The sequence below is a fragment of the Ferrimonas sp. YIN67 genome (genome assembly GCF_057219095.1).
The window spans coordinates 65,572-88,655 of sequence record NZ_JBXVVJ010000012.1; the positions used below are offsets into that span (position 1 = coordinate 65,572).

Here is a 23,084-nt window from a genome sequence, read left to right on the forward strand (position 1 = left end):
CATGAATCCTAGCTTGATACGGCCCCGTATCCTGGGTGCCCTGCTCCTGGCCGGTGTACTGGGAGGATGCACCAGCAGTGTGCACATGTCTCAGCTCAGCAGTGACCCTTTGGCCACATTGGAGGGCAACGGCGAGTGGATCGAGGTTCACACCCAGCAGAAGGTGGTGATGGGGTTTGCCAGCGACACAGGTTATGTGGATGAAGCCTACCAGCGTTTGCAGGCCCGCTGTCCGGGGCGGATCAGTGCCGTGAACACTCAGTACTCGACGGCACACAACTGGTTTCACTGGACCAACAGCATCCGCATCAAGGGGCTGTGTCAGTCCTGATTGAGCTTCAACAGAGAGCCCACGTTTGCCGTGGGCTTTTTTATGCCTGCGGGTTGGGGCTATTTGTGCTGACAACGGCTTCGGCCTCACGGCCCTGAGCCAAAGGTGGAATGGGAAGGGATCCTGGCTCTTCGTAATATGGTGGGACCGAAAGAGTGGGGAAAGTGAGATGGACAAGGAGAGTCGCTATCTTTTACCGGGAGCCATGGGGATCTTGCTGGCGGCCATCGGGCTGATCTGGCTGATCGCATGGGCTTTTCCTGATCTGCTGGGCGGAGCAAGCCTGGGCGTGGCGCTGGCCGCTTGTGGGAGTCTGTATGGACTTCATCGGTTGGGCCTGTCACGACAACAGCCGGTGATCTGGGGAACGCAGGATCTGGCCAGTGCTGAGCAGATAGAGGGGTTGGCCCGGCAGATCGCCATCGGTGCCGCAGAGGTCTCGGGGCATGTGGATACCCTGGGCGATCAAATCGGAGATAACCGGGATTCGGCGGTGCGGATCGCATCGGCCAGCGCCCAGTTAAATCAAACCATCGGCGAACTGAGGCGCCATGCCAGCGCCCTGCTGACCAACATTCGGCAGGCAGGAACACTGGGACAGGACAGTTGCAGTCAGGCGGGTGCCGGGCGGGAGGTGATGGTATTGCTGGAGCGTCGGCTGCAGAAGGCCTCGAAGCGATCCCACGCCCTGGCTGCCAAGACGGAGCGGATTGACGGGATCACTCAGGTGATCAGCAATGTTGCCAAGCAGACCAACCTGTTGGCGCTCAATGCCGCCATCGAGGCAGCGAGGGCCGGTGACAAGGGGCGGGGGTTTGCCGTGGTGGCCGATGAGGTGCGGGCCCTGGCCAACAAGACGGCCAGCGCCACCGAGGATATCGCCCAGATGAGCCTGGAGATCCGCTCCGATGCGGAGCAGACCAGCCATGCCATAGGTCAACTGGTTGAGCAGACCACGACGGCGCTGTCTGCGGTCTCCGGGATCACCACTCGAATGGATGAGTTGGCCACAGGGGTTGAGCAGGCAAGTCAGGCCTGTGAACAGATAGAGGTTGCCCTGTCTCAGCACAGTGAGACGAGCCGGGAGATCGCGCTGGCAACCGAGCGGATGCAGCAAGCCATCGATACCACCCACCACAGGGGGGAGGCGATCTCCGGTGAAGCGATGCAGGTCTCTGAGCGCTGTGAAGGGATATTCCAGGCCCTTCAAACCTGGCCCATGGCGTGCCTCAGTGCCCGACTCTACCAGCTGGCCCGGCGGGCGGCGGATCAGTGTGGCGACGCTCTGGCTCAGGGCATAGCGTCACAGCAACTGTCCGAGCAGGGCCTGTTTGCGCCGGAATACCGCCCCATCGACGGCACCAGTCCGGTTCAATATCACACCGACTTTGATGACTACACGGATCGGCATTTTCCGGCATTTCTGGAGCCCCTGCTGGAGGCGGAATCCTCGGTGGTGTTCGCCATTGCGGTTGATGGCCGGGGCTATGCGCCCACCCATAATCTCTGTTTCAGCCAGGTGGCCAGCGGGGATCCCGACTGGGACCGTCAGCATTGTCGAAACAAGCGAAAATTCGATGATCCCACCGGGCTGCGTTGTGCACGCCACCAGCAAACCTTGCTGTTGCAGACCTACAAACGGGATACCGGAGAGGTGATGCACGATCTGTCGGTGCCGATCTATATCGCTGGACGGCATTGGGGGGGATTGCGCATCGGGTTTCGCGCCGAAGAGTCGGCGTGAGACCCGCCTGGGCGGCCCAATGAAAAAGGCCGGAGTAATGGGGCTCCGGCAATGCTGGGAACTGGGGCCGGTCAGGCCGTCAGGAAACGCACCAGGCTGGCGAGGAAGCGATCCGAGTCGGCTGGCGCCTCCAGTGACAGCATGGCTTGCTGGTAGACGGCTTCGCCGATCTGCTCACGCCGTTTCTCGGCCAGTGCCCGGTTGTAGCCGGGCTCAAATTCCGGGTGGCCCTGTACGGTGAAAAAGCGATCACCAATGGCAAAGCTGTAGTTGGGGCAAAAGTCGCTGCGGTACAGCAACCGGCTGTTGGGGGGGCATTGCACCACCTGATCCTGATGGGAGGAAAGCAGGTAGAGCCGGGGATCCGGATCCAGCCAGGGGGCGTTGCCGATCTTCTCTGTCGGATAGGCCCCCATGCCCCACCCCACTTCGGCCTTGGCGACCCGGCCGCCAAGCGCCTGGGCGATCACCTGATGGCCGAAGCAGATCCCGGCCACCTTGGCCCGGCTGTCGGCGGCTTGGCGAACCCAGTGTTGCAGTCGGGTGATCCAGTCGAGCGGCTCGTAGGCGCTGTGGCGACTGCCGGTGATCACCCAGGCAGGGTGCGCCTCCGGCGGAGGCAAGGTGCCGCACTGGGCATCGTAGATCCGAAAGCCCAGTGTCGGTGCCTGGCGACCCAGGCCACGGACAAACATCTCCCCATACTGGCCGTATTGAATGGCCAGGGCAGGGTCCACCTTGTCACAATCCAATATCCCTATCTGCATGCTCCCTCCTTTCCCTCACTTCATGGTGGGGATCACAAAGTCTGCCCGCCCATCTCCCCGGGGCCAGCGGGCGGTCACGGTTTTCATTCGAGTGTAGAAGCGCACGCCATCGCTGCCATGGACATTGAGCGGGCCAAACACCGAGCGCTTCCAGCCGCCAAAGCTGTGGAACGCCATGGGGACCGGGATGGGCACATTTACCCCTACCATACCCACCTGCACCCGGTGAGAGAAGTCCCGGGCCGCATCACCATCCCGGGTAAAGATCGCCGTGCCATTGCCGTATTCGTGTTCGTTGATCAGGGCCAGGCCGGTTTCATAATCCGGGACCCGCACCACCGCCAGCACCGGGCCGAAGATCTCCTCCCGGTAGATCCGCATATCGGGCTGAACCCGATCAAACAGGCTGCCGCCGAGGAAATAGCCCGGTCCCTGTGCGGCCTGGCCGCGACCATCCACCACCAACTCGGCACCCTGCTCCAGGCCCGATTCGATAAAGTCGAGGATCCGCTCCTTGTGGGCCTGAGTGATCACCGGCCCCATCTGGTTTTCCGCCTGATCCTGCTGCAGATGGGCCATGCCTGGGCCCACCCTCAGGGCGGCGACCTTGGGGGCCAGCTTGGCGATCAGGGCATCGGCGGTGGCTTCGCCGACGGCGACCGCCACGGAGATCGCCATGCAGCGCTCTCCGGCGGCACCATAGGCGGCGCCCAGCAGGGCATCCACCGCCCCGTCGAGATCCGCATCCGGCATCACCAACATATGGTTCTTGGCCCCGCCCAGGGCCTGAACCCGCTTGCCATGCTCACTGCCGATCCGGTAGATGGTCTCGGCGATGGGGGTGGAGCCGACAAAGCTGATGGCCGCCACATCCTCATGGGTGATCAGGGCATTCACCGCTTCGACATCGCCATGCACCACGTTGAATACGCCGTCTGGCAGGCCTGCCTGCTGTAGCAGATCAGCCATGCGTCCCGCCAGGCTGGGGTCCCGCTCCGATGGCTTGAGAATGAAGCTGTTGCCACAGGCCAGGGCGACGGGAAACATCCACAGGGGCACCATGGCGGGAAAGTTGAACGGGGTGATCCCGACGCAGACCCCCAGCGGCTGCATCAGGCTGTGGCTGTCGACCGCAGTGCCCACATTCTGACTGTGCTCGCCCTTGAGCAGGTGAGGGATCCCACAGGCAAACTCCACCACCTCCAGACCCCTAACCAGCTCGCCGTGGGCATCGGACAGCACCTTGCCATGCTCTTCGCTGATCAGCGCGGCCAGCTCCTCCCTGTGTGCCTCCATCAGCGCCTTGAAGCGAAACAGCACTCGCGCCCGCTGCAGGGGCGGGGTATCGCCCCAGGCCGGCTGTGCCGCCTTGGCCACGGCCACGGCGGCGATAACCTCCTGGGTACTGGAGAGGCCCACTCGAGCGATCGCTTCGCCGTTGGCGGGGTTGAATACCTGGCCCTGACGGCCGCTGTGACTGGGCAGCACTTTGCCGCCGATATGGTTGTCGATTTGCCTCATCATTACCTCGATTATTGGGTTTGGCTCAGGGCATCTGACAGGATGCTCAGCAACTGGTCGATCTGGTGCCTTTCGATGATTAGTGGGGGGGACAGGGCGATGGTGTCCCCGGTCACCCGGATCAGGGCACCCAGCTCAAAGGCCCGAGTGAACACCTCGAAGGCCCGTTTGCCCGGCGCGTTGGCAAGGGGGGCCAACTCGATGGCGCCGACCAGGCCGTAGTTGCGGATGTCGATGACATGGGGCCGATCCCGCAGGGCATGCAGCCCCTCCTGCCAGTAGCCGGAGAGCTCCCGGGCCCGCTCAAACAACCGCTCCTCCCGGTAGAGTTGCAGGGTCGCCAGACCAGCGGCGGCGGCCACCGGGTGGCCTGAATAGGTGTAGCCGTGAAACAGCTCGATAGCCGGGCCCCCCTGCTCCATAAAGGCATCGTAGATCTCGTTGCGGACAAACACGGCTCCCATGGGAATGGCGCCGTTGGTCAGCCCCTTGGCACTGGTGATCATGTCCGGCAGAACATCGAACTCCTGGGCTGCAAAAGGGCTGCCAAGCCGACCAAAGCCGGTGATCACCTCATCGAAGATCAGCAGGATCCCATGGCGATCACAGATCTCCCGCAGGCGGCGCAGGTAGCCCATGGGAGGGATGATCACCCCGGCGCTGCCGGCAATGGGCTCGACGATCACGGCGGCGATGTTGCTGGCATCGTGCAGGGCCACGATCCCCTCCAGGGCATCGGCCAGGCTGGTGTCATAGGGTTTGAGTCCCTGGGTAAAGGCGTCCCGTTCGATGTTCAGCGTATGCGGCAGGTGATCCACGCCGGTCAACAGACTGCCGAAAACTTTCCGGTTGTTGGTGATCCCGCCCACGGAGATCCCGCCAAAGCCCACTCCGTGGTAGCCCTTCTCTCTGCCAATCAGCCGGGTACGGCTCCCTTCACCCCGCAGGCGGTGGTAAGCCAGGGCGATCTTCAGGGCGGTGTCGACGGACTCGGAGCCCGAATTGGTGAAGAAGACATGATCCATCCCTTGTGGGCTGAGCTGGGTCAGTTGCTGGGCAAACTCAAACGCCAGTGGGTGCCCCATCTGGAACGGCGGCGCGTAATCCAGGTGAGCGATCTGCTGCTGCACCGCCTCGATGATGGGCTGGCGGCCATGGCCGGCGTTGCAGCACCAGAGCCCGGCGGTACCATCGAGAATGGGACGTCCATCCTCACTGTGGTAGTGCATCCCCTTGGCGGAGACCAGCATGCGGGGGGCGGCTTTGAACGCCTTATTGGCGGTGAATGGCATCCAGAATGCGGACAGATCATCCGGCGACGGGATCTCGTTGACTGGTTTCATACCCTCTCCTGTACTCGACAAGCCGTTACCGCATCTTGGCTATTAAATTAAACGCAACTGTGCAAAAAAAGTGAGGCGTTCGCTCTGGCGGGGGTTCCCCGCGGTTCACTCTTGCCCCACAGTGTTATAGGATAATTAACAATCAGAGAATAATATTAAACGGTCTCACCTGACAAGCAGGCGAGAGTGATTTCTTTTTGACCCCGCCGGCCACAGGCATTCGGGGTAAGAGCAAGGAGTGGGATCATCAGCATGGATATAGGACACCGTTTGCGGGCCCTACGCCTCAATGCCGGCCTGTCCCAGCGAGAGCTGGCCAAACGCACGGGCGTCACCAATGGCTTTATCTCCCAGATTGAGAACAATGCAGTCAGCCCTTCGGTGGCCTCGTTGAAAAAGGTGTTGGATGGGATCTCGGTTTCCCTTACCAGCTTCTTTGACATGGAGGAGGCCAGCGCTTCCCAGGTGGTGTTTCGTGCCGAGGAGATGCCGGATATCGGCTCCGCCAGCGTCAGCTACAAACTGGTGGGACACAGCATCAAGGGGCGGGCCATCGGCATGTTGCATGAAACCATGCCGGCGGGCACAGATACCGGCCCGGACATGCTGCGCCATGAGGGGGAGGAGTGTGGTGTGGTGATCTGTGGCCAGCTGGAGCTGACCGTGGATAATGAGGTGCAGATCCTGGGACCCGGGGATGGCTTCTACTTCGACAGCCAGCGTGCCCACCGTTTTCGCAATGTCGGCGAGGGTCCCCTGGAGCTGGTGACGGCCAATACGCCCCCCAGTTTCTGAGTCGGCCAAGATCTTCCCGCCCTCCTTCCGCTCTCTATCTTTACTTCCCCATAGGTGTTTATTATGTTGAGCATACCTATGGAGAGGATGGGAGCCCGTTATGACGGTTCAAGGAAGGATGGAACAGGAGCATGCCCGCTGGCAGGAGCGGGCCCGAACATTGGACTTTCCCTGCCAGGCGTTTATTGATGGGGCGTTTGTGGATGCGCTCAAGGGGGCGCGTTTCGAAACGGTCAATCCGGCGACCGGTGACGTGCTCGCCCAGGTGGCCAGCTGCGATCTCGAGGATGCCGAACGGGCGGTGAAAGCTGCCCGTACCGCCTTTGAAGATGGCCGCTGGCAGCACCGCTCCCCGGCTGAGCGCAAGCGCATTTTGTTGCACTGGGCCGATCTGATCGATCAGCATAGGGAAACCCTGGCCCTGCTGGAGTCGCTGGATATGGGCAAGCCCATCGGCGATGCGCTTAGCTATGATGCCCCTGCCTGCGCCCGCAGCATACGCTGGCACGCCGAAGCCGTCGACAAGATCTATGATGAGGTGGCGCCGGTGGAGCGGGAAGCCCTGGCCCTGGTAACCCGGGAGCCCCTGGGGATAGTGGCAGCCGTGGTGCCCTGGAATTTCCCCCTGGTGATGGCGGCCTGGAAACTGGGGCCGGCCCTGGCCACCGGTAACAGTGTGATCCTCAAGCCCTCGGAAAAATCTCCCCTCAGCGCCCTCTATCTGGCCCAATTGGCACATCAGGCCGGGATCCCCGCCGGTGTGTTTCAGGTGCTGCCGGGCTTTGGCCACACAGTGGGGGAGGCGCTGGCGATGCACATGGACGTCGACTGCATCACCTTTACCGGCTCCACCGGCGTGGGCAAGCACCTGCTCGAATGCGCCGGTCGCAGCAATATGAAGCGGGCCTTTATGGAGTGCGGGGGCAAGAGTGCCCAGATCGTCTGTGCCGATGTGGCGGACCTCGACAGGGCGGCGGCCACGGCGGCCAGTGCCATCTTCTATAACCAGGGCGAAGTGTGTACCGCCGCCTCCCGCTTGCTGCTGGACAATCAGATAGCCGAGGCGTTTGTCGATAAGCTGGCGGCCGAGGCTGCCCGCTGGCAACCGGGAGATCCGCTGGATCCGGCTACCCCCATGGGGGCCATCGTCGATCAAGCCCAGATGCAGAAGATCCTGGGGTATATCGAGATCGCTCAAAGTGAGGGCGCCACCCTGCTGTGTGGCGGCGAGGCGGTGAAATGCGATAGCGGCGGCTATTTTATCGCTCCCACCATCTTTACCGGGGTGACACCGAGCATGACCATCGCCCAGAAGGAGATCTTTGGCCCTGTGCTGGCGGTGATCGGCTTCGACGGCGTGGAGGAGGCGGTAGCGATCGCCAATGACAGCGACTTTGGCCTGGCGGCAGGGATCTGGACCTCAGAGATGACCACGGCGATCCAGGCTTCACGGGCCCTGCGGGCGGGCACCGTATTCGTCAACAACTGGGACGGCGGTGACATGACCATGCCCTTTGGCGGCTACAAGCAGTCCGGTAATGGCCGGGACAAGTCACTCCACGCCATGGAGAAGTACACCGAGCTGAAAAGCACCTGGATCCAGCTGTAGTCAGGACGAGGAGCACAGCCGCCAAGCGGTGGGCTGTGCTGAGATCATTTCCCCTGATCCAGCCTTGGGGGGGCGGTGTGGTAGGTCACCGGGGTTCGGGACAGCTTGATGGGATTGCCCACCATGGGGATGGTCCGGCCCAGATCGTCCTCCAGTTGGATCAACATCTCCCGGGCCTGCAGCTGAGGATCCGCCAGGGCCTCGGGGACGCTGTTGATCGGCCCAGCCGGGATCCCCGCCTGCTCCAGCTGGCTCAGCCAGCGATCCCGGGGTGCCGAGAGAAAACGGCGGGCCAGGGCCGGGATCAAGGTGTCGCGGTGAGCCAGGCGGGCGGCATTGGTGACGAAGCGGGGATCCTCGGCCCATTTGGGCTCCCCGATCAACTCACACAGGCGGGCAAACTGAGCGTCGTTGCCGACGGCCAGCACCAGCTCACCGTCGCTGCAGGCGAAGCTCTGGTAGGGCACGATATTGGGGTGGGCGTTGCCCAATCGGTCTGGTGGCTGTTTGCCCACCAGCCAGTTGCTGGCCTGGTTGGCCAGGGTGGCGACGGTGACGTCGAGCAGGGCCAGATCGATCTGTTGGCCCAGTCCCGAACGTGCTCGTTCCTGCAGGGCGGCCAGGATCCCCACCGTCGCGTAGAGGCCGGTCATGATGTCGGTGACCGCCACTCCCACCTTCTGGGCACCGCCATCGGGGGCCCCCGTGACGCTCATCAGGCCGCCCATGGCCTGCACCAGCAGATCATAGCCGGGTCGCTGGCGGTAGGGGCCGGTCTGGCCAAATCCCGTGATGCTGCAGTAGATCAGCCCGGGGTTCTCCGCACACAGGCGGTCATAGCCCAGTCCCATGCGGTCTGCGTCGCCGACCTTGAAATTCTCGATCAGCACGTCCGCTTCCCGGGCCAGCTCGCGGCAGCGGATCTGATCTGCCGCTTGGCTCAGATCCAGGCAGAGGGAGCGTTTTCCCCGGTTGGCGCAGGCAAAGTAGGCGGAGGTGTTACTGTCGCCGCCGTCCGGGGCCGGAACAAAGGGCGGGCCCCAGGCCCGAGTGTCGTCACCCCGGCCGGGGCGCTCCACCTTGATCACCTCCGCCCCCAGATCCGCCAGCAGCTGGCCAGCCCAGGGACCCGCCAGCACTCGGGAGAGGTCCAGCACCTTGATGCCGGTTAATGCACCCATGTCGTGACTCCTTTCACTGAGGGTTAAAAGGCCGGGATCCCGGTCTGGCTGCGACCGAGGATCAGCCCGTGAATGTCATAGGTGCCCTCGTAGGTGTTGACCACTTCGAGATTGCACAGGTGGCGCATTACCGGGTACTCGTCGCTGATCCCATTGCCGCCCAGCATGTCCCGGGCAACCCGGGCGATGGTCAGCGCCTTGCCGCAGTTATTGCGTTTCATCAGTGAGATCAGCTCCGGCGGAATGCTGCCCTGATCCATCATCTGGCCTGCCCGCAGCGCCCCCTGCAGTCCCAGGGCAATTTCGGTCTGCATATTGGCCAGCTTGGTCTGTACCAGCTGAGTGGCGGCCAGGGGACGACCGAACTGGGTGCGGTTCATGACATAGTCCCGGGCCGTGTGCCAGCAGGCTTCGGCGGCGCCCATGGCCCCCCAGGCGATGCCGTAGCGGGCATGGTTGAGGCAGCTGAAGGGGCCTTTCAGCCCCGCGACACCCGGCAGGCACTGGGCCTCATCGACGTGCACCTCATCCATCACGATCTCCCCGGTCACCGAGGTGCGCAGGGCCAGCTTGCCCTCGATCTTGGGGGTGCTCAGGCCCGCCATGCCGCGCTCCAGAATAAAGCCGCGGATCTGATCCTGGTCATCCTTGGCCCAGACCACGAAGAGATCGGCGATGGGGCTGTTGGTGATCCAGGTTTTGCTGCCGCTCAGACGATAGCCACCGGCCACCTTGCGGGCGCGGGTACGCAGGGCGCCGGGATCCGAGCCATGATCCGGCTCGGTCAAGCCAAAGGCGCCGATCTGCTGGCCCGAGATCAGTCCCGGCAGGTAGCGGCTCTTCTGCTGCTCGCTGCCAAAGGCGTGGATGGGGTAGATCACCAGAGAGGATTGCACACTCATCATGGAGCGATAGCCGGAGTCGACCCGCTCTATCTCCCGGGCGATAAAGCCGTAGCTGGTGTAATCCACGCCCGCTCCATGGTCCGCCAGGGTGGCACCCAGCAGCCCCAACTCCCCCATCTCACGAAAAATCGCCGGATCGGTCTGTTCCTGTCGGTAGGCGGCCTGCACCCGAGGGGCCAGCTGTTGCTGGGCATAGGCCCGTGCGCTGTCCCGGATCAGTCGTTGCTCTTCCGTAAGCTGCTGCTCCAGCAGGAAAGGGTCCTGCCAAATCATCTTGCTCCATGCCATCACACACTCCTTGGGGATCTCGACAATAGGAGTAGCTTAGGGCGGCCTGTTCAATATATAAACTATATATCGGATATGGCTTGCATATAAGTAAGATATGGAAATCAGGAAGCTTGAGATCTTCGTGACCGTGGCCCAGCTGGGCAGCCTCAGTGCCGCGGCCCGGACTCTGCATATGGCTCAGCCCGCGGTGAGCATTGCCCTGCAGAAGCTGGAGCAAAGAGTGGGATGCACCCTGCTGCAGCGGGATCGGCGCGGGGCCCGGCTGACCGCCGAGGGGCAGCTGGCCTATCAACAGGCGGTTCGTGTGCTGGAGGAGATGCGGCGCTTTAAGGGGGTGTTAGGCGAAGCCAGGGGGTTGCTGATCGGCACCGTCACCCTGGCCTGTCCTGCCATGCTGGCCAATTATGCCCTGCCCGATCTGCTGGCGCCGTTTCTGGCCCGCCATCCTGGCCTCAGTGCATCTGTGGGTCAGGCTGGCACCCATGCCATCGCTCAACAACTCGAGGCGGGCAGTGTGGAGTTGGGAGTAGTGGTTCCCGGCGAGCATCCGCGTCTGGCAAGCTGTCCCCTGCTGATTGAGCACCTGGTACTGCTGCTGCCGGAGCATCACCCCTGGGCGTCGAGGCGTGAGGTGCCGGTGACGGATCTGGCTGGCCAACCCATGGTGGTGTATGAGCGGGAGTATCACCTGCGTCAGCGGCTCGATGCGCTGTGCCGGGTCCAGGGGATCGAACCGGATCTCAAGTTGGAGACCAACTTCCTGCCGCTGATCGCCCGCATGGTGCGCCAGGGAGTGGGGATCGGGATCGGCTTGGCGATGATGGCCCGGCAGGAGCCGGGCCTGGTGGGGGTGCCGCTGGCCGGTGAGCCCCCCATCGCGCTGGCGCTGGCCTGGTTGTCGGGACGCAGTCTGAGCCGAGCCAACCAGGCCTTTGTCGATCACCTCACTGCGGCTGCATCTCCGCCTGACGCCGTTTCTCCATCCGGGCCATAAGCCACCAGCCGGCGAAGGCGGCGACGGCCACCGCGGCGATGATCAGGGTGGCCAGGGCGTTGACCTTGGGGCTGACCCCCAGCCGCACCGAGGAGAACACCACCATGGGCAGTGTCGAGGCGCTGGGGCCGGAGACGAAGCTGGCGATCACCAGATCGTCCAGCGACAGGGTGAAGGCCAGCAGCCAGCCGGCCAGCAGTGCCGGTCCGATGGAGGGCAGGGTGATCAGGAAGAACACCTTGAGCGGCGGTGCCCCCAGATCCTGGGCCGCCTCCTCCACGCTGAGATCCAGTTCCCGCAGCCGTGAGGCGACGACAATGGCGACATAGGCGGAGCAGAAGGTGGTGTGGGCGATCCAGATGGTGATAAAGCCGCGCTCGGTGGGCCAGCCCATGCTCTGGGCCATGGCGACGAAGAGCAGCAGCAGGGAGAGGCCGGTGATCACTTCGGGCATCACCAGGGGGGCGGTGATCATAAAGGCGAAGGGGGTTTCGCCACGGAAGCGGCCCATCCGGGTCATGACGAAGGCGGCGATGGTCCCCAACACCACGGCGGCACTGGCGGCCATAAAGGCGATGGTCAGGCTGAGGAACACCCCGTTCATCATCAGGCTGTCACGGAACAGCTCGCCATACCACTGGGTGGAGAACCCTGCCCAGACGGTGACCAGGCGGGAGCTGTTGAACGAGTAGATCACCAGGATCAGGATGGGGCCATAGAGAAACAGCAGCCCCAGGGCCAGGATCAGTTTGCGCACGGGCGACTGGCTGGGTGGGATTGGGGTCATGCGTTGCCCTCCAGTTCACGGGTCTGGTAGCGATGGAACCAGAGGATTGGCACCATCAGCAGCAGCAGCATGACGATGGCCACGGCGGAGGCCACCGGCCAGTCCCGGTTATTGAAAAACTCCTGCCACAGAACCCGGCCGATCAGCAGGGAGTCGGGGCCACCGAGTAGCTCGGGGATCACAAACTCTCCGACGGCTGGAATGAACACCAGCATGGCGCCGGCGATCAGGCCGCTCTTGATGGCGGGCAGGATCACGGTCAGGAAGATGGTCCATTGCCGGGCGCCGAGATCCTGGGCCGCTTCCACCAGGCTGTAGTCCAGCCGCATCAGGGCGCTGTAGAGGGGCAGGATCATAAAGGGCAGGTAGGCGTAGACGATGCCGATGTACACCGCCCAGGGGGTGTGGAGGATCTGCAGCGGCTGATCGATCACCCCCAGCCAGAGCAGCAGGTTGTTCATCAGGCCGTTGTTTTTCAGGATCCCGATCCAGGCGTAGACCCGGATCAGAAAGGAGGTCCAGCTGGGCAGGATGATCAGCATCAGCAGCAGGTTGCGGCTGGCGGGGGTGGAGTGGACGATGGCCCAGGCGATGGGCAGGCCCATCAGCAGGCAGAACAGGGTCGAGTGGGCGGCGATCTTGACCGATTGCAGGTAGCTGTCGATGTAGAGATCGTCTTCGAACAGATAGTCATAGTTGCTGATGTTCAGCACCATCTGGATCTTATCGTCGATCAGGCTGATCAGATCGCTGTAGGGGGGAATGGCGATCTGTGCCTCGGACAGGGAGATCTTGAACACGATGGCGAACGGGATCAGGAAGAACATGGCCATCCAGCCATAGGGGATGGCGATCACCATGGCACGGCCAAACCGTCGTTTGCGCCAGGAGTGCTGGAGTTTATTCACAATATTCATAGGGTCAGCACCACACCGGCGTCACTGGGCCAGCTGAGCCAGATCTGCTCCTCCCAGACCGGCTGGCCATTGCGCAGACGATCCACATTGGGGCGGGTGGCGGTCAACTTGGCGCCAGAGGGCAGGCGAACATGGTAGATGGATTGGCCCCCCAGATAGGCGATGTCCTCGATCCGGCCTTGGCAGGCGTTGTCGGCGTTGCTGGGGAAGTCTCGGGTCAGAGTGATCTTTTCCGGACGTACGGCCACCATCAGGGCGGTGTCTGCGGGCGCCGACTGGGGGTGATCCAGCTGGATAGGGGTGGGTAGCTGGGGACAGCGCAGGGTGTCGCCATCTTTCTCGGCCAGGGTGCCTTCGAAGATGTTGACCGAGCCGATAAACTCGGCGCTCATGCGGCAGTTGGGGGTTTCGTAGATCTCTTTGGGTTTGCCAACCTGAACCAGGCGGCCCCGATCCATCACGGCGATGCGCCACGCCATGGTCATTGCCTCCTCCTGATCATGGGTCACCATGACGCAGGTCACCCCGACCCGCTCCAGGATATCTACCACCTCCAGTTGCATCTTCTCCCGCAACTTCTTGTCCAGGGCGCCCATGGGCTCATCCAGCAGCAGCAGGCGGGGCCGCTTGGCCAGGCTGCGGGCCAGGGCAACCCTCTGGCGCTGGCCGCCGGAGAGCTGGTGGGGTTTGCGCCGGGCATAGTCGCCCATATGGACCAGAGAGAGCATCTCCTCCACCCGTTGGGCGATCTCTGCCTTGGGCAGCCGATCCTGTTTGAGGCCGAAGGCGATGTTGTCCCACACCGTCATATGGGGAAACAGGGCATAGGACTGAAACATCATGTTGACCGGCCGCTCAAAGGGGGGGATCTGCGCCAGATCCTGGCCATCCAGCAGGATCTGCCCGGCACTGGGGGACTCAAATCCGGCCAGCATGCGCAACAGGGTGGATTTGCCACAGCCGGAAGCCCCAAGCAGGGCAAAGATCTCCCCCTCGTAGATGGTGAGATCGATCTCATCGACGGCAGCATGGCCATCAAACAACTTACTCAACCCCTTGATCTGTAACAGGGGCTTGGGTGTCTTTCCGACAGCGGTGGCGACGGACTCAGTGTGTTCCAGGGCAGCCATGGATCCCTCCGTGGGGGTTGAATTGGTTGGCTTGAGGGGGTCGGCAGCGGGAAGAGGCTGAAGCACCCCCCCAGGTCCTAAAACGTTCCCGCTGCCCGTACTGCTCTTTGCTGGCTCCTCAGGAGCCCTTTTTGATCCGGTTCCAGGCTGAGGTGTAGGCTCGGCTCATCTTGGGTGGGGTGATCTTGGCGCTCCACAGCTTGGCTTCCAGCGCAGGCGGTGGATAGATCCCGGGGTGAGAGGTGACCTCGCTGTCGATCTCTTGTTTCGAGGCTGGAATGGCGTTGGCATACCAGACATAGTTGGAGATCTCGGCCATGACCTCGGGGCGCATCATAAAGTTGATGAATTGATGGGCGTTGTCGACATGTTTGGCGTCCCGAGGGATGGCCATCAGATCAAACCACACCAGGCTGCCCTCCTGGGGGATCACGTAATCGATGCTGATCCCGTTATCCGCCTCTTCCGCCCGATCCGATGCCTGCAGGATATCGCCGGACCAGCCCACGGCCAGGCAGATATCGCCATTGGCCAGGTCATTGATGAACTGGGAAGAGTGGAAATAGGTGATGTAGGGACGAACCTTGAGCAGCAGCTCCTCCGCAGGCTTGATCGCCTTGGGGTTGGTGGAGTTGGGATCCAGCCCCAGGTAGTGCATGGCGGCGGGGATGATCTCGGTGGGAGCATTGAGAAAGGCCACGCCACAGTCCAGTTTGCTGATCATCTCAGGGTTAAACACCAGGTCCCAGCTGTTGACCTCGTACTCTTCCCCAAAGCGCTCGGCAATGGCGGCCTCGTTGTAGCCGATCCCCGTGGTGCCCCAGAGGTAGGGAACGGCATACTGGTTGCCGGGATCCTTGTCCTCCAGCAGGGCCAGAAGCTTGCCGTCCAGGTTGCCGTGATTGCTGAGTTTGCTCCTGTCCAGTTTCTGGAAGGCGCCGGCCTGGGCCTGGCGCCCCATAAAGTCACTGGAGGGGACCACCAGATCGAAGCCGGAGTTGCCGGTGAGCAGCTTGGCTTCCAGTACCTCGTTGGAGTCGAAGACGTCGTATACCACCCTGATCCCTGTCTCTTTCTCGAAGTTGGCGATGGTGTCTTCGGCAATATAATCCGACCAGTTGTAGACGTGCAGTACCTTCTCTTCGGCGGCGCTGGCGGTGCTGGCCAGCAGCGCACCAAAGGTGATGGCCAGAGTCGTTTGCATCAGTTTCATTGGTAGCTCCCTTTGCGTTTATCTAGCGCTCAACGGTGCAAGGACTGCCACGTATCGTCGAGACTCTTTCTTGCCCGTGCAACCAGCTGATCCACTTCGGTGCGGCTGATGATCAGCGGCGGTGCAATGATCATGGTGTCGCCCACGGCCCGCATAATGAGGCCATTGGCGATGCAGGCCTGGCGGCACTGCATGCCGACCTGCTTCTCTTTGTCGAAACCCTGATGGGTGGCTTTATCCTCGACCAGCTCCAAAGCAGCCATCATGCCAACCCCACGGGTTTCACCCACCAGAGGGTGATCGGCCAGGGTCGCCCAGGCCTGTTGCAGGTAGGGGCCGATATCGGTACGGACCCGTTCGATGATGTTCTGCTCCTGCATCAGCCGGATGTTGGCAATGGCGACGGCACAGGCGGCGGGGTGGCCCGAGTAGGTAAAACCATGATTGAACTCTCCCCCCTGCTCCAGCAAGCCCTGGGCAACCCGGTCACTGACCGCCACGGCACCCAGGGGCAGGTAGCCCGAGGTGATCCCCTTGGCCATGGAGATCAGATCCGGAGTTACCCCGTAGTGTTGGCAGCCGAACCATTCGCCGGTTCGGCCAAATCCACAGATCACCTCGTCGCAGATCAGCAGGATCCCGTACTGGTCGCAGATCCGCTGGATCTCGGGCCAGTAGCTGTCCGGTGGCACTATGACCCCGCCGGCCCCCTGGATCGGCTCGGCAATAAAAGCGGCCACCCGATCGACGCCCAGCTCCAGGATCTTCTGCTCCAGTTGACGGGCCCGCTCCAGGCCAAAGGCGTTGGGATCCTCTCCCTTTCCCTCGCCGAAGTGGTAGGGCTGATCGATGTGACAGATCTCCGGGATGGGCAAACCGCCCTGCTCGTGCATGGGGGTCATGCCGCCGAGGCTGGCACCGGCCATGGTGGAGCCGTGGTAGGCGTTGTGGCGACTGATGATCACCCGCTTGTCGGGCTGGCCCTGGCTGGCCCAGTAGTGGCGCACCATGCGAACCACGGTATCGTTGCACTCAGAGCCTGAGCCGGTATAGAACACCCGGTTCATATGGGGCGGCAGGATGTGGGCCAGCAGGGCCGACAGCTCGGCGGCCGCTGGATGGGTGCTTTGGAAAAACAGGTTGTAGTAGGGCAGCGTCTGCATCTGCCGCGTGGCGGCCTCTATCAGGGAAGCTTGGCCATAACCCATGTTGACGCACCACAGACCCGCCATCCCATCGAGGGTTTCGTGTCCTTCTGAGTCGGTCACAAAGACGCCTTCGGCTTTGGTCACCACTCGGCTGCCCTGTTGGCTCAGCGCCTGGTTGTCACTGAAAGGGTGAAGGTGGTGGGCGGCATCCAGCTGCTGCCAGGCCCGGGTTTTGTTCGCGGCACCGGTCATTATCATCTCTCCTGTGGGTCGTGATCAGACGTTGAGCAGCAGGTATTCCCGCTCCCAGGAACTGATCACTTTGGAATAGGTTTCGTACTCTTTTCGCTTCACTGCGACGAAGGCTTTGACGAAACGCTCACCGAGGATCTCGCTGAGGGCCTGGCATTGCTCCAGGGCGATCAGGCTGTCCTCCAGGGTTCGGTTGAGGGCAAAAGGCTGATCATAGGCGCTGGTGGTGAGGGGGGCGGTCGGCTCAAGCTGCTCCATCATCCCCAGATAGCCACAGGCCAAGGTCGCGGCGATGGCCAGATAGGGGTTGGCATCGGCACCCCCAAAGCGGTTTTCCACTCGGCGTGCATCGGCTTCCGAATCCGGTACGCGCAGCCCCACGGTTCGGTTGTCTACCCCCCAGGCCACACTGGTGGGGGCGCTGTCACCAAACTGCAGGCGGCGGTAGGAGTTCACGTTTGGGGCGAAAAAGGCCATGGCAGCCTTGGAGTACTTTTGCAGGCCAGCAATGTAGTGGAGGAAGGATTGGCTCATGGTGCCGTCGGGAGCGGAGAAGATGTTGTTGCCCCGGCTATCGACGATGCTCTGATGGATGTGCATGGAGCTGCCGGGTTCCTCCTCCATGGGCTTGGCCATAAAGGTGGCGTAGATCTTATGGCGCAGGGCCGCTTCTCGCATGGTGCGTTTGAACAAAAACACCTGATCGGCCAGGTCCAGCGCGTCGCCGTGGAGAAAGTTGATCTCCATCTGAGCGGCGCCCTGCTCATGCACCAGGGTGTCGACCTCAAGCCCCTGGGCTTCACAGAAGTCGTACATCTCTTCGAAGATGGGGTCGAACTCGTTTACCGCATCGATGGAAAAGGACTGACGGGCGGTCTCGGGGCGGCCGTTCCGGCCGATGGGCGGTTCCAGGGGGTAATCCCAGTCTTCATTGGTTTTGACCAGGAAAAACTCCACTTCCGGTGCCACCACCGGGGTCCAGCCCTTATCTTGATAGAGGGCAAGGATCTTGCGCAGTACGGCCCGGGGCGAGATGTCGACAGGGGTGCCCTTGGTGTCATAGCAATCATGGATCACCTGACCTGTGGGTTCACTGGCCCAGGGAACAAAGCGCAGGGTCTTGGGATCCGGTGCCAGCACCATGTCCTTTTCGATGGGATCGATCATGTCATCATCGTCCGGCCAGTCACCGGTTACGGTTTGGACGAAGATGGTTTCCGGCAGTCGCATCCCCCGCTCTTTGATGAATTTGTCTGCGGGCAGGATCTTGCCTCGGGCGTTGCCGGTGAAGTCTGGGATCAGGCACTCCACCTCTGTGATCTTATGCTCTTTGATCCATTCCCGGATCTGCTCCATGTTAACCCGATGCATGTTCACCTCAGTGGCGGGCCGAGGTCGGTTGCCGCCGTTTAGAAAACTAAATGCAATACCGCATCATTTGCATCCATGACTTGTCATTTTTTGCACGGGAGTTTAGGAATGTCAACACCAAGGGTGTTTATTAAACTAAATGTAACTCGGTAGCTTTTGCGCTATATCTCAGTTGTGTTGCATATTACTAAACACTGTGGTGTAGTTTTAACCACTTCCAGCCAAGGTGGGCATAGAGGGCGAACGTTAACCATGAGTAAACACTTAAATTTGGTTCCTACGCAGCAGGATCCCCTGCAGCCCGAGCAATTCCTTAAACAGCACCCGCAACTGGCCGCCATCGATCTGGTGCTGCCGGACATTAACGGGATCCTTCGGGGTAAACGGATCCTGCCGAGCCAACTGGGTAAAGCGGTTAAGGAGGGGGTCTGTTTGCCCGCTTCGGTATTCGGGCTCGATATTACGGGCGAAACGGTGGAGGAGACCGGCCTGGGGTTTTCCACCGGCGATGCGGATCGTCGCTGTTTTCTGCTGCCTGGGACTCTGCATCCGGCTCCCTGGCACGATAAGCCAATGGCCCAGGCGATGTTGACCATGGTGGATAACGACGGGGGCCCTTACCAGGCTGAGCCACGTAATGTATTGGCGGGGGTAGTGGCACAGATGGAGGCATTGGGGTATCGCCCCTGTGTGGCGGTGGAACTCGAGTTCTACCTGGTTGATTTGGAGCGTAACGAGGAGGGGGGACTGCAGCCACCTCTGACACCGGATGGCCGTACTCGGGCCGCGGCGACCCAGGTGTATTCTCTGGATGATCTTGACCAGTTCGAAGGGTTTCTCGATGAGGTCAACTCAGTCTGTCGGTCCCAGGAGATCGCCGCCTCCAATGCAGTAGCGGAGTACGCCCCGGGGCAGTTCGAGATCAATCTGTTGCACCTGCCCGATGCGGTAGCGGCCTGTGATCAGGCGGTGATGCTTAAGCGGGTGATCAAGGCCGTTGCCGCCAAGTATGGCTATGGCGCGACCTTTATGGCCAAGCCTCATCAGTCGCTGTCCGGATCGGGGCAGCATCTGCATCTGAGCCTGCTGGATCCCCAGGGCAACAACCTGTTTGCCACCAATGAAACCCTGCTCAAACAGGCGCTGGCAGGACAGCTGCATCTGATGGCTGACAGTGAGTTGCTGTTTGCCCCCCATGCCAACAGTTATCGACGGATCCAGCCTAATGCATTCGTGCCGATCCGCCCCTGCTGGGGCTACGACAACCGTACGGTCGCATTGAGGATCCCCAATGGCAGTCATCAGGATACCCGCATCGAGCATCGCCTGGGGGGCGCCGATGCGAACCCTTATCTGGTTTGTGCGGCGGCCCTGGCCGGCGCCGTGCACGGCCTGGCCGAGGAACTGACGGCGCCCGCACCGATCGAGGGGAACGCCGGTGATTCCGGGCTGGATGCCCTGCCCTGCCGCTGGCAGACAGCGCTGGATAATTTCCGCTCTAGTGCCCTGCTGCCTCGATATCTTGGTCGCGAGTTTTGTGCCATCTATGGCCAGGTCAAACAGGCTGAGATCGATCGTTTCGAACAGGAGATCACCCCACTTGAATTGCAGTGGTATCAAAACACCATTTGACGGAGTTTGACATGACACAGCAACAGCATGCCCATTCCTATTATGCCGCCAGTGCCAACGAACAGACGGATTGTTCACCTTTAAGAGGTTGTGAAACGGTTGATGTGGTCGTCGTGGGCAGCGGGATCACCGGAGCGTCTGCGGCGCTGGAGTTGGCTCAGCGAGGCTACCGGGTCGCGGTGCTTGAGGCGGCCAAGATCGGCTGGGGGGCCTCGGGTCGCAGTGGTGGCCAGATGATTTTTGGCTATGCCACAGAGCAGGCTAGGCTGGCCCGCTTGGTGGGGCGGGATGATGCCCTTAAGTTGTGGCAGATCGCCGATGAAGCGGTCAGCCAGACTCAACAGCGCATTGCTCAGCATAATATTCAGTGTGATCTGGCCATGGGCCACTGTCATGTGGCGGTGAAGCCCAGGCATATGGCAGAGCTGCAGGGTTGGCAGGAGGAACTGACCCGGGATTATGGCTATCAGAGTGTGAGCATGTGGGACAGGGCTCAGCTCGAGGCCCAGCTCGGCAGTCAAGCCTATCTCGGGGGCCTGTATGACAGCAATTCCGGCCACCTGCACCCGTTAAACTACACGCTGGGGCTGGCGAAGGCGGCACAAAAGGCTGGGGCCCGCTTCTATGAGCACAGCCCAGTGACCAAGATCGATCAGGGGGACACCCTGACACTGCACACGCCCCAGGGACAACTCAAGGCGAAGTATGCCGTGATGTGTTGTAACGCCTATATGGAGGGGCTGGCACCCAAGGTTGAGTCCAAGGTGATGCCGGTGGGGACCTATATTACCGCGACTGAGCCCCTGGGAGCCGAACGAGCCGCAGAGTTGATCCGCAACAATATGGCGGTAGCGGACATCAATTTTGTGCTGGATTACTTCCGCCTGTCCGGCGATCACCGCATGCTGTTTGGAGGCCGGGTCAGCTACTCCAAGCTGGATCCGGTCAACCTGGCCGGGACCATGGCACGACGCATGCACCGGGTATTTCCCCAGCTCAAGGGCGTCAAACAGGCGTATACCTGGGGTGGCTATGTGGGGATCACGGTGAACCGGGCCCCCCATTTTGGCCGGCTGGCGGATAACATCTTTTTTGCTCAGGGATTTTCTGGCCACGGGATCGCCCTGACCGGGATGGCGGGTACTCTGATGGCGGAAGCGGTGGCGGGAACCGCCGAGCGGTTTGACCTTCTGGCACAGATCCCCCATATGGATTTCCCGGGAGGGCGTCTATTCAGGACTCCTGCCCTGGTGCTGGCCATGGCCTGGTATCGTATGCGAGATCTGTTGTAACGGCACGATAACCTTCGCTAAACATAGATGCGTGTTTGCTGATATAATGCGCGGATAGGAACCGCTATTTTAGGGAAAGGTTCGCAGTTATGGACCAGAAAAAAGCGCCCAAGTCCGCTCAACGGATCAAGGTGAAGACCACCGATCCGGCCGTTGACCGTTTTAACCCGCGTAACCGCATCTATGTTCGTAAGACGGATGGTGTCTGGAGCCAGCTAAGGCGGCGAATGGGTTGGGTCATGATCAGCCTGTTTCTGATCCTGCCCTGGATTCCCTGGGGCGACCGTCAGGCGGTCCTGTTTGATCTGGCCCAGCGCAAGTTTCACGTATTTGCCCTGACCGTTTGGCCCCAGGATCTGATCCTGCTGGCCTTTCTCTTTATGATGGCTGCGTTTGCCCTGTTCTTCTTTACCACCTTTTTAGGCAGGGTCTGGTGTGGCTATATGTGCCCCCAGTCGGTGTGGACCTTTATCTTTATCTGGTTCGAAGAGAAGATCGAGGGGCCTCGCAACAAGAGGATGAAACTGGACAAGGCGCCCTGGGACTGGAACAAGTTGTGGCGCAAAACGGCTAAGCACTCGGCCTGGGTGTCGATCAGCCTGCTCACCTCACTCACCTTTATCTCCTTCTTTTACCCCTCTCGGGAACTCTATATCGACTTCTTTACCGGTCAGGCACCCGGGGGGATCTACTTTTGGGGGGCCTTCTTCACCCTGGCTACCTATGGTAATGCAGGCTGGATGCGCGAGATCATGTGCCTGCATATGTGCCCTTATGCTCGCTTTCAGTCGGTGATGTTCGATAAGGACACCTTTATCGTTGGCTACAACAGCCTGCGTGGGGAACCCCGAGGTCCGCGTGGACGTAAGCAGGATCCTAAAGCCTTGGGGCTTGGCGACTGCATCGACTGCAGCCTCTGCGTTCAAGTTTGTCCCACGGGCATCGATATTCGTAATGGCCTTCAATACGAATGCATCAACTGCGGCGCTTGCATCGATACCTGTGATGATGTGATGACGAAGATGGGTTACGACAAGGGCCTGATCAGCTACACCACGGAGCATCAACTGGAGGGCGGCAGATCGCGACTGGGACGCCCTAAACTTGTGGGGTATGGGATGGCACTGGGGGGGATCCTAATTGCTTTCCTCTACATGCTGTTGACCCTGGCCCCGGTGCAGTTGGACGTACTGAGAGATCGCAACCAACTGTTCCGCGAGACCCGGGATGGCTTGATTGAGAATGTGTACACCTTGAAGATCCTTAATAAAACCGATCATGACAGGGAATTTGAATTGACCGTGGCTGGGCTGCGAGAGCCGCAGTGGCAAGGCGCACAGCGGATCCAGGTTTTGGCGGGTGAGGTCTATACGCTGCCGATCAGCGTCGCCGTGGATCCCTATTACCTGGAAACGGCCATGACAGAGATCATTTTCGTATTGAAAAGTGATGATGGGGCACTTTCAGCAAGTGCAAAATCCCGGTTTATTGGCAGGCTTTAAACTGATCAGAAAGCGGAAATGTACAAAAATGGCGCGTTTGGGGTGATTTTTGCTCGAACGTGCCATTTTTTCAAATAAACCCTTGCGAGAACGAATCTCCTCCCTATAATGCGCTTCCTGTCGACGGGGCACAGCGAGCAACTCAATGAGATGCAAAGCCAAGGCTACCAAGGGTTAGACGCCCACTGGTTAAAACCTCGACGGTTGCAAAGAAAGTTGAAAAACACCCTTTACAACCACGGAGAACAGCGTATTATACGCCTCCTGCTTCGGCAACGAAGCAACGCTCGCAAGAGCAGCTCTTTAACAATATGTCAGACAATCTGTGTGGGCACTCACGTAGGATTGAGAAATCATCA

At 60.9% G+C, this 23,084-nt stretch carries 19 protein-coding genes; 8 read left to right on the top strand and 11 right to left on the bottom strand.

Annotation, left to right across the window (positions count from 1 at the left end):
- Position 1: 1 nt before the first annotated feature.
- Together AC2D8U_RS19685 and AC2D8U_RS19690 are read left to right on the top strand one after the other, a co-directional pair.
- The gene (locus AC2D8U_RS19685; protein WP_484620792.1) at positions 2–331 is read left to right on the top strand and encodes a hypothetical protein; all 330 of its coding nucleotides are present in this window, start codon (positions 2–4) and stop codon (positions 329–331) included.
- Between the two features lie 169 nt (positions 332–500).
- Positions 501–2,075, top strand: a complete 1,575-nt coding sequence (locus AC2D8U_RS19690) for a methyl-accepting chemotaxis protein (RefSeq protein WP_484620793.1) — start codon at positions 501–503, stop codon at positions 2,073–2,075.
- Positions 2,076–2,146: 71 nt separating this feature from the next.
- On the opposite strand, the gene AC2D8U_RS19695 is transcribed toward AC2D8U_RS19690, so the two are convergent.
- The 3 genes from AC2D8U_RS19695 to aptA are packed head-to-tail and all read right to left on the bottom strand — an operon-like array spanning position 2,147 to position 5,706.
- A complete protein-coding gene (locus AC2D8U_RS19695) occupies positions 2,147–2,842 on the bottom strand; it encodes a glutamine amidotransferase-related protein (RefSeq protein WP_484620794.1) in 696 nt (231 codons plus the stop codon).
- Positions 2,843–2,857: 15 nt separating this feature from the next.
- Positions 2,858–4,363 carry a CoA-acylating methylmalonate-semialdehyde dehydrogenase gene (locus tag AC2D8U_RS19700; protein WP_484620810.1) on the bottom strand — a complete coding sequence of 502 codons (1,506 nt, stop codon included), beginning with the start codon at positions 4,361–4,363 and terminating at the stop codon, positions 2,858–2,860.
- Between the two features lie 11 nt (positions 4,364–4,374).
- A complete protein-coding gene (gene aptA, locus AC2D8U_RS19705; protein ID WP_484620795.1) occupies positions 4,375–5,706 on the bottom strand; it encodes an omega-aminotransferase AptA in 1,332 nt (443 codons plus the stop codon).
- A gap of 252 nt (positions 5,707–5,958) precedes the next feature.
- Between aptA and AC2D8U_RS19710 the strand changes: the two genes are divergently transcribed.
- Positions 5,959–6,501 carry a cupin domain-containing protein gene (locus AC2D8U_RS19710; RefSeq protein ID WP_484620796.1) on the top strand — a complete coding sequence of 181 codons (543 nt, stop codon included), beginning with the start codon at positions 5,959–5,961 and terminating at the stop codon, positions 6,499–6,501.
- Between the two features lie 100 nt (positions 6,502–6,601).
- On the top strand, positions 6,602–8,110 hold the full coding sequence (locus AC2D8U_RS19715; RefSeq protein ID WP_484620797.1) for an aldehyde dehydrogenase: 1,509 nt from the start codon (positions 6,602–6,604) through the stop codon (positions 8,108–8,110).
- Positions 8,111–8,154: 44 nt separating this feature from the next.
- Here AC2D8U_RS19715 and AC2D8U_RS19720 read toward each other — a convergent pair whose 3' ends face one another.
- Both AC2D8U_RS19720 and AC2D8U_RS19725 read right to left on the bottom strand, forming a co-directional pair.
- Positions 8,155–9,291 (bottom strand): CaiB/BaiF CoA transferase family protein, encoded by a 1,137-nt coding sequence (locus AC2D8U_RS19720; protein WP_484620798.1) that lies wholly within the window; start codon positions 9,289–9,291, stop codon positions 8,155–8,157.
- Between the two features lie 23 nt (positions 9,292–9,314).
- Complete coding sequence (locus AC2D8U_RS19725) at positions 9,315–10,484, bottom strand: acyl-CoA dehydrogenase (RefSeq protein WP_484620799.1); 1,170 nt, start codon at positions 10,482–10,484, stop codon at positions 9,315–9,317.
- Between the two features lie 97 nt (positions 10,485–10,581).
- Between AC2D8U_RS19725 and AC2D8U_RS19730 the strand changes: the two genes are divergently transcribed.
- A complete protein-coding gene (locus AC2D8U_RS19730) occupies positions 10,582–11,481 on the top strand; it encodes a LysR family transcriptional regulator (RefSeq protein WP_484620800.1) in 900 nt (299 codons plus the stop codon).
- Here AC2D8U_RS19730 and AC2D8U_RS19735 read toward each other — a convergent pair.
- The 6 genes from AC2D8U_RS19735 to AC2D8U_RS19760 form a co-directional block, all read right to left on the bottom strand.
- Positions 11,432–12,268 (bottom strand): ABC transporter permease subunit, encoded by an 837-nt coding sequence (locus AC2D8U_RS19735; protein WP_484620801.1) that lies wholly within the window; start codon positions 12,266–12,268, stop codon positions 11,432–11,434. The two genes, AC2D8U_RS19730 and AC2D8U_RS19735, sit on opposite strands and share 50 nt — an antisense overlap.
- A complete protein-coding gene (gene potH, locus AC2D8U_RS19740) occupies positions 12,265–13,185 on the bottom strand; it encodes a putrescine ABC transporter permease PotH (protein ID WP_484620802.1) in 921 nt (306 codons plus the stop codon). The genes AC2D8U_RS19735 and potH overlap by 4 nt, the downstream gene beginning before the upstream one ends.
- On the bottom strand, positions 13,182–14,315 hold the full coding sequence (gene potA, locus AC2D8U_RS19745) for a polyamine ABC transporter ATP-binding protein (protein ID WP_484620803.1): 1,134 nt from the start codon (positions 14,313–14,315) through the stop codon (positions 13,182–13,184). The genes potH and potA overlap by 4 nt, the downstream gene beginning before the upstream one ends.
- Before the next feature lie 118 nt (positions 14,316–14,433).
- Positions 14,434–15,528: a polyamine ABC transporter substrate-binding protein gene (locus tag AC2D8U_RS19750; RefSeq protein WP_484620804.1), complete on the bottom strand. Its 1,095-nt coding sequence runs from the start codon at positions 15,526–15,528 to the stop codon at positions 14,434–14,436.
- A gap of 29 nt (positions 15,529–15,557) precedes the next feature.
- Positions 15,558–16,928 carry an aspartate aminotransferase family protein gene (locus AC2D8U_RS19755; protein ID WP_484620805.1) on the bottom strand — a complete coding sequence of 457 codons (1,371 nt, stop codon included), beginning with the start codon at positions 16,926–16,928 and terminating at the stop codon, positions 15,558–15,560.
- A gap of 24 nt (positions 16,929–16,952) precedes the next feature.
- Positions 16,953–18,284 (bottom strand): glutamine synthetase family protein, encoded by a 1,332-nt coding sequence (locus AC2D8U_RS19760; protein WP_484620811.1) that lies wholly within the window; start codon positions 18,282–18,284, stop codon positions 16,953–16,955.
- Positions 18,285–18,551: 267 nt separating this feature from the next.
- Here AC2D8U_RS19760 and AC2D8U_RS19765 point away from each other — a divergent pair, with 267 nt between their 5' ends.
- The 3 genes from AC2D8U_RS19765 (at position 18,552) to ccoG (ending at position 22,725) form a co-directional block, all read left to right on the top strand.
- Positions 18,552–19,931: a glutamine synthetase family protein gene (locus AC2D8U_RS19765; protein WP_484620806.1), complete on the top strand. Its 1,380-nt coding sequence runs from the start codon at positions 18,552–18,554 to the stop codon at positions 19,929–19,931.
- Between the two features lie 11 nt (positions 19,932–19,942).
- Positions 19,943–21,223 (top strand): NAD(P)/FAD-dependent oxidoreductase, encoded by a 1,281-nt coding sequence (locus AC2D8U_RS19770; protein WP_484620807.1) that lies wholly within the window; start codon positions 19,943–19,945, stop codon positions 21,221–21,223.
- Positions 21,224–21,312: 89 nt separating this feature from the next.
- Complete coding sequence (ccoG, locus tag AC2D8U_RS19775; RefSeq protein ID WP_484620808.1) at positions 21,313–22,725, top strand: cytochrome c oxidase accessory protein CcoG; 1,413 nt, start codon at positions 21,313–21,315, stop codon at positions 22,723–22,725.
- The last annotated feature ends 359 nt before the right edge of the window (positions 22,726–23,084 follow it).

What these genes read in the sequence shown, in the direction of transcription:
- AC2D8U_RS19710 (WP_484620796.1), top strand. Translation starts at nt 5,959, where the DNA reads ATGGATATAGGACACCGTTTGCGGGCCCTACGCCTCAATGCCGGCCTG.
- potH (WP_484620802.1), bottom strand. Translation starts at nt 13,185, where the DNA reads ATGAATATTGTGAATAAACTCCAGCACTCCTGGCGCAAACGACGGTTT.
- AC2D8U_RS19730 (WP_484620800.1), top strand. Translation starts at nt 10,582, where the DNA reads ATGGAAATCAGGAAGCTTGAGATCTTCGTGACCGTGGCCCAGCTGGGC.
- potA (WP_484620803.1), bottom strand. Translation starts at nt 14,315, where the DNA reads ATGGCTGCCCTGGAACACACTGAGTCCGTCGCCACCGCTGTCGGAAAG.
- AC2D8U_RS19735 (WP_484620801.1), bottom strand. Translation starts at nt 12,268, where the DNA reads ATGACCCCAATCCCACCCAGCCAGTCGCCCGTGCGCAAACTGATCCTG.
- aptA (WP_484620795.1), bottom strand. Translation starts at nt 5,706, where the DNA reads ATGAAACCAGTCAACGAGATCCCGTCGCCGGATGATCTGTCCGCATTC.
- AC2D8U_RS19720 (WP_484620798.1), bottom strand. Translation starts at nt 9,291, where the DNA reads ATGGGTGCATTAACCGGCATCAAGGTGCTGGACCTCTCCCGAGTGCTG.
- AC2D8U_RS19755 (WP_484620805.1), bottom strand. Translation starts at nt 16,928, where the DNA reads ATGACCGGTGCCGCGAACAAAACCCGGGCCTGGCAGCAGCTGGATGCC.
- AC2D8U_RS19695 (WP_484620794.1), bottom strand. Translation starts at nt 2,842, where the DNA reads ATGCAGATAGGGATATTGGATTGTGACAAGGTGGACCCTGCCCTGGCC.
- AC2D8U_RS19715 (WP_484620797.1), top strand. Translation starts at nt 6,602, where the DNA reads ATGACGGTTCAAGGAAGGATGGAACAGGAGCATGCCCGCTGGCAGGAG.
- AC2D8U_RS19685 (WP_484620792.1), top strand. Translation starts at nt 2, where the DNA reads ATGAATCCTAGCTTGATACGGCCCCGTATCCTGGGTGCCCTGCTCCTG.
- AC2D8U_RS19765 (WP_484620806.1), top strand. Translation starts at nt 18,552, where the DNA reads ATGAGTAAACACTTAAATTTGGTTCCTACGCAGCAGGATCCCCTGCAG.
- AC2D8U_RS19770 (WP_484620807.1), top strand. Translation starts at nt 19,943, where the DNA reads ATGACACAGCAACAGCATGCCCATTCCTATTATGCCGCCAGTGCCAAC.
- AC2D8U_RS19725 (WP_484620799.1), bottom strand. Translation starts at nt 10,484, where the DNA reads ATGGCATGGAGCAAGATGATTTGGCAGGACCCTTTCCTGCTGGAGCAG.
- AC2D8U_RS19750 (WP_484620804.1), bottom strand. Translation starts at nt 15,528, where the DNA reads ATGAAACTGATGCAAACGACTCTGGCCATCACCTTTGGTGCGCTGCTG.
- ccoG (WP_484620808.1), top strand. Translation starts at nt 21,313, where the DNA reads ATGGACCAGAAAAAAGCGCCCAAGTCCGCTCAACGGATCAAGGTGAAG.
- AC2D8U_RS19690 (WP_484620793.1), top strand. Translation starts at nt 501, where the DNA reads ATGGACAAGGAGAGTCGCTATCTTTTACCGGGAGCCATGGGGATCTTG.
- AC2D8U_RS19760 (WP_484620811.1), bottom strand. Translation starts at nt 18,284, where the DNA reads ATGGAGCAGATCCGGGAATGGATCAAAGAGCATAAGATCACAGAGGTG.
- AC2D8U_RS19700 (WP_484620810.1), bottom strand. Translation starts at nt 4,363, where the DNA reads ATGAGGCAAATCGACAACCATATCGGCGGCAAAGTGCTGCCCAGTCAC.